6 protein-coding genes and 1 pseudogene are annotated in these 4863 nt (G+C 57.7%); all 7 read left to right on the top strand.

Annotated elements, in window-relative coordinates:
- Positions 1-463 (top strand): response regulator transcription factor (locus tag OQK_RS21850; protein WP_338000595.1); only part of this gene is annotated, 463 nt, incomplete at its 5' end.
- 311 nt (positions 464-774) lie between these two features.
- Positions 775-1974, top strand: a pseudogene (locus tag OQK_RS21845) (S-type pyocin domain-containing protein).
- Positions 1975-1984: 10 nt separating this feature from the next.
- Complete coding sequence (locus OQK_RS21840) at positions 1985-2338, top strand: DUF6572 domain-containing protein (protein WP_016774273.1); 354 nt, start codon at positions 1985-1987, stop codon at positions 2336-2338.
- A gap of 109 nt (positions 2339-2447) precedes the next feature.
- Positions 2448-2786 (top strand): DUF6572 domain-containing protein, encoded by a 339-nt coding sequence (locus OQK_RS21835; RefSeq protein ID WP_016774272.1) that lies wholly within the window; start codon positions 2448-2450, stop codon positions 2784-2786.
- Between the two features lie 579 nt (positions 2787-3365).
- Entirely contained in the window at positions 3366-3731 is a 366-nt protein-coding gene (locus OQK_RS21830) for a DUF6124 family protein (RefSeq protein ID WP_016774271.1), read from the top strand.
- A gap of 116 nt (positions 3732-3847) precedes the next feature.
- Complete coding sequence (locus tag OQK_RS21825; protein WP_016774270.1) at positions 3848-4207, top strand: DUF6124 family protein; 360 nt, start codon at positions 3848-3850, stop codon at positions 4205-4207.
- A 305-nt stretch (positions 4208-4512) separates the two neighbouring features.
- A partial coding sequence (locus OQK_RS21820; RefSeq protein WP_038861538.1) for an FAD-dependent oxidoreductase occupies positions 4513-4863 on the top strand: 351 nt, incomplete at its 3' end.

The raw sequence follows: 4863 nt of genomic DNA, 5'->3' as shown, positions 1-4863 counted from the left end.
GTATAGTTTTGCCCGCTGGCCATCAGCGTATGGTGCAAGAACGACAGGAGTCACCAGCTCGGCCGCCCGGCCCGGGAGCGTTATGCACAAGACGCATGTCATTGCGGTAGTGGACGACGACGAGGCAATGCGCACATCGCTGAGCAGCCTGCTGCGGGCGTCGGGGTATCAGGTGTTCTGCTATGCGGCGCCGGCGGACTACCTTGACTCGGACGGGCCGGTGCAGACTGATTGTTTGATCTCCGATATTCAGATGCCGGGCATGGGTGGTTTGCAGATGCTGGATGCACTGCGGGCGCGAGGCTGGCGGATGCCGGTGATTTTTGTGTCGGCGGATCAGAGTGGTTTGCTTTGCGCCAAGTTTCGAGAAGCCGATGTCGTTGCCTGCCTGCGTAAACCCTTTGCGGCGGACGAGCTACTTGCCTGGGTTGAGTTTGCACCGCGTAAATCTGAAAACACTTGATAATGCCCTGATCGCATTGAATTGCGTGTCGCCTGGATTTATAGCCCCCTATCGACTCGGTCGATCAGGCCGATTTCTGACAGAAGACAACACGGTCGGCTCCCTCTCCTCGAGGAGAGGGCTGGGAGCGAGGGGAAGCTCCAGAGATTACGGAGGTAGTTGAGCTACCCCATTTCCTTAAGCGCTGACTTGATCACACGGAAATGAGAGGCGCCTCAGAATCTAGAATCAAAGCGCCACTAATTGCCACTGCAAACTCCGCCTGTCACCCTCCACCCCGTTCAAAAAGGACCAGAACAAGGAACCAAGGATTGAGCGGCTACGTCCCCAACCCACCCAAGGGTTACCGCAACACCGGCGTCGAACCTGTCGACCTAAACGCCCAACACTGGGCGCAATACAAAGAACTCCGGCCAGCGCCAGACGCGAAACCCGACCTCAAGGGTTGCGTCTTCGCCAAAAGCTGCAACCTGCCCGACGGCGAAATCAACCACAGCAACCCGACAGGGTTCGTCCCCGTTGAAAAACTGGCGGACTACGGGCTATAGGCCGTGTTGGCCACTGGCGTAGCGATTACCGCCGAAGGCACGCCCCTCCAGTTTGTCGGCGGCTCCGCAACCGGTAGTGCCGTTGCCCATCGGCTGGGTGGCTCACTCGCGCTAGGCCTACTCGACGGTGCAGGCGCCATGGCAGCAGGCGCGGCCGTGGGCACGGTGGCGCTATTGATGCCCAACACCAGCATCGCCCCGGACAGTGCCTTCTATAAGGACGAGCAATACGCCACGCTTGAAACCGGCCGAACGCGTGTTCGTGTCAACGTAAAAACGTTGCCGGACGGCTCCGTCAACGCCTACGGCTTTTACACCGGCGGCAAGAAGGACTGGGAAAATGTACCGGTCATCAAAGCGCAGAAAGACGGCGAAAAATTCATCGCCGACATCGGCGACGGCATCGGTCTGACCTGGACACCCGGAGCAAGCTCCGATGGAGTGCTGGGGATCCCAGCGCTGGAAGGTGCCCCTCAGCTACCTCCCGTCTGGGTCTATCCGCCGACACCTCAGTCGGACACGCTGCTGGCCAACCCCGCGCACCCACCTGAGTTCCAGGATGCAATCATCTGGTTCCCGGAGGATGCGGGGATTGAGCCCATCTACATCGTGCTCAGCACACAGCTAGAGAAGAATAAGCAAAAGGGCAAAGCGTTCGAAGAAGCGTCCTTTGACGAATTCAGTAAGATCAAACCTGAAGCCGCTCGTGAGGTCACCGTCAAAACCGACAGCGGTGTACGCACGCGCATTGATATGATGGGCCGCGATGCGGACGGCAACATCTCCTGCGTCGAATGCAAATCTTCGGAAACAGCGCCACTGACGCGCAATCAGAAATTGGGCTTTCCAGAAATAGAAAAGACCGGCGCAACCGTCGTCGGCAAAGGTAAACCCGGCTTCACCGGAGGCACCCGAATCCCACCTACCAGAGTCGACATCATTCGACCTGACCCGACCCTCTGAGGGAGCAGACATGTCCATCACCGAAACAAAAGTCGTCGACATCATCGCAGTGCCCGAGTGGGAACCCGACAATGTCGTACTCGTCATCACTGATCACTTGGAATGGGGCGACAAAGCCCAACAGGGTGAACACCTGTTGTTGCTACAGGAGAAGATCAATACCTACATCGCCTTCATCGAGAGCGGCGAACTGCTGGAAAGCTATCCGCCAGCCAAGGGCAAGAATCCGAAAATTCGCATCAATGGTTTATATGAGCTACCTGAGCAAGGTGAAACCTTTGTCGACCGCGTGACCGAGGTACTCAAAGGCGTAGGCATCGGAATGGAATTTGTGCTTAAGGACGACTTTGCTGTTCGACACTAGGCGTGTGAGCTAGTAGAGCTAAAGCAAAGCAAAGGGCGGCAAGCCACAGAGCTGTAGCTCGGTTCCCTCAGAGGGATTGAACAAACCGGCTGGAGGCCAAGGATCCGCAGTGTCCTTAACAGACCCGAACATTATCGATATGTGGGGAATCCCCAAATCGGACAGTGGCGCCATCATCCTGGGCATCGCTGACCACCTAGAATGGGGCAATAAGACCCTACAAGCCGAGCACCTGCTCGCGCTACAACGGAAGATAAACGGCTACATCGCTTTCATCGAAAGCGGTGAGATCTATAACAAGATTTCCGCTGCACTCGGCAAGTCACTTGTAATCCGTGTTTACGGCAAGTACGAGGTTTCGGAGCAGGGGGAATTGTTCTTCGAGCGCGTGGCCGAGCTCCTGAGAAAAATGGGAATTGGTTTTGAGTTCGTTTTCAAAGCAGACTAAGCGCTATGTCATTTGTGATCCCAGTGTTGACAAGTAATTTTTTCACCTGCCAGCCGAGGCGTTTTTCTGCTGATCTACGGCCAACAGTGGAAGAGCCAAAAAGCCCGTCTACGACGCGACTTGCTTGAAACTCTCCGCCCCACGGCGCAACGGCCTTGAGATCGGCCTAAACAGATTCGGGTCTCCGATATTCTGAAAAGGTGAGATGAGCAGGCACGTACAGCGCATAAACACGACTTGGCAAGCACGTTTAAATTACACCGATTTCTCCTCCAAAAAGCCTACAACGCCTTGCGCCGCTGCCTACGGGTACTTCAGAATCCGCCGGCTTGTGCGTCTAGGCTGCGGGTCCTATCGTTTGTCGGTCACTGAAATAGGTGATCGGGTTTGGTAGCCCGCAGTGTTAGATATACAGATCTGCCGTCGAGATTTCTGTCTCGGATTTGCGGTGGCCATGTATAGGGCGTCCTAGGGCGCGCCGGATCCTAACACCCGGTCTACCAACCTGTGCATGGCCGCCACCCTTCGTTTGGTAGCGAAAGGGTGAAGCCTCCCTTAAATGTGTTAGGAGCTTCATCAATGTTCAAAGTAACCCCAAACCCGCCGGAAGCCGATTCAATCCCGTACGACCCTGCTCTGGAACCTCAGCGGATAAAAGATGCGGCCGCTCGCGCCATCAACTTTTACCTCGACCCTCAGACGCTCAAAACCACCATTCCCAAGCGCCAGCCAGGCAGGATCTTTCTCATTGACCCGACGGTGGATGAGGAAACGTTGCTCGTCGAAGCCTGTGAATCGCTGGCAGCCGCCAATGACATGGCCCGCGAAATCGGCGGCGTGATTGACCATCCACAGCGTCGATCGCTGCTGATGTTGCAGCAGGTGATCATGTTGAGTGAGCTCATCGTCAATCGCGTGCTCGACAGCCGACGCGTGTCGAACTAGCCGGCCATCGAGGCATGAGGGGGCGTGCTCCCCTCACTGCCAGCGGACGCGCCACAGCCGTGGCGCGTCGTCCTCATACCCAGACGCTCAAGCGGCGCTCATCGGAGTTTCAGCTGATGTCACAGACACCGTCCCATCCGCCGGTCACCGAATCGGTATCGCCTTATGAATCCTTCCATTCAAAAAAACTTCACGACGCCGCCGAGCGCGCGCTCGACCATTACCTCGCGCCGGCCAAGATCAACGCCACGCCCTACAGTCCCAACACGTTGTTTATGGTCAATCCTGAGTCCGACACAGAATCACTGTTGGTCAACGCTTGCGAATCCCTGGCTTCCGCCACGGTGATGCTCAGCGATTTCGCCGGAATGCTGGAAGGCTCACGGCGCAATACGCTGTTAGGCATTGCACAGGTGGTCATGCTGGGGGAATTGGCCGTCAACAAAGCGTTGGATAACGTAGTGCCCACCGACTGAACAACGGCATCGGCCGTGCAGGCGTGCTGGCGCCCTGCGCGGCGATGTTCGTTTCGAACAACACCTCGCCCGGTATTCCCACCTCGCCCCCCCCATACCTTCGTATACCCCTCTTCCACCCATGCGTACCCCACGCACACCGATGGACAACTGCGCCCGCATCCTCCCCGCCCTAGCATGACTCTCGACGGCGAACGATTGAGCGCCAGGTAGTACGGCAAGCAGTTGCGGCGGCCACTGATCGTCACGCCAGAGTCCGCGCCGGGCTCGGGTGTCATCCATCCATCAGCGTCAGGGAGCACATTATGAAACAGCAATTATTGGTGATCGGTGCAGGGTTCGGCGGGCTGTGGAGCGCGCTGAGCGCTGCGCGTTTGCTGGATATGCATGCCCGTCAGGATGTCGAGATCACGCTGCTCGCCCCGCAAGCCGAATTGCGTATTCGCCCGCGCTTCTACGAGCCGGACGTGCACAGCATGTACGCGCCGCTCGACGCGCTGTTCGATGCGGTGGGTGTGCGCTTCGTCAAAGGCACCGCTGAAAGCATCGACGCCCGGGCGCGCCGAGTCGGCTACCGCGACGAGGCCGGGCGTCCGGGTGAACTGGCCTACGATCGGCTGGTTCTCGCCAGCGGCAGCCAGCTCGCTCGGCCTCCG

It is taken from the genome of Pseudomonas sp. R62, from assembly GCF_000257605.1.
Lineage (GTDB): Bacteria > Pseudomonadota > Gammaproteobacteria > Pseudomonadales > Pseudomonadaceae > Aquipseudomonas > Aquipseudomonas atacamensis.
The sequence above is the reverse complement of the archived record's forward strand: the minus strand, read 5'-3'. Positions and strand labels throughout refer to the sequence as shown.